At 49.2% G+C, this 569-nt stretch carries 1 pseudogene; it reads right to left on the reverse strand.

The features are described 5' to 3' along the window. Nucleotides 1-569, reverse strand: a pseudogene (locus A3762_RS04915) (YfcC family protein); the annotation flags it as partial.

The raw sequence follows: 569 nt of genomic DNA on the forward strand, positions 1-569 counted from the left end.
CCGCTGCTTGCGCTGCAATAACTGTTGCAAAAGGGTTGATAGTCGATCCTAGAGTGCCGATACCCGCGCCGAGCATAATGATCGCAACCGCAGTCACAGAGTCATAGCCCGCGGCGATGATGACGGGAATAATCAAGGCATAGAACGCGAGGGTTTCCTCGGCCATGCCATAGATAGTGCCGCCTGCAGCGAAGAGTATCATTAGGATAGGAATTAGCATGATCTCCTTACCCTTCAGGCTAGTCGTAACTTTGGCTATGCCTGTATCTATCGCGCCGGTCTTAGTGACAATGCCAAGGAAGCCGCCAATAAATAGAACGAATAAAGCAACATCAATCGCACTGGCTTCATAGCTGCCTGGGTCATAAAAACCAGCAATAGGTGCCATGAATATATCTGTTAGTCCCTGCGGATTGGGGTCGACTTCATGATATGAGCCAGCAACTGGCACTTGTCTGCCTAAATCTTCATTGTCGACCATTTCGTATTGGCCTGCGGGTAAAACCCACGTTAACGCTGCCATTACAACTATGAGGCCGAAAAGAATTGTATAGGCGGTCGGGAACTTA

Source organism: Oleiphilus sp. HI0125, assembly GCF_001635355.1.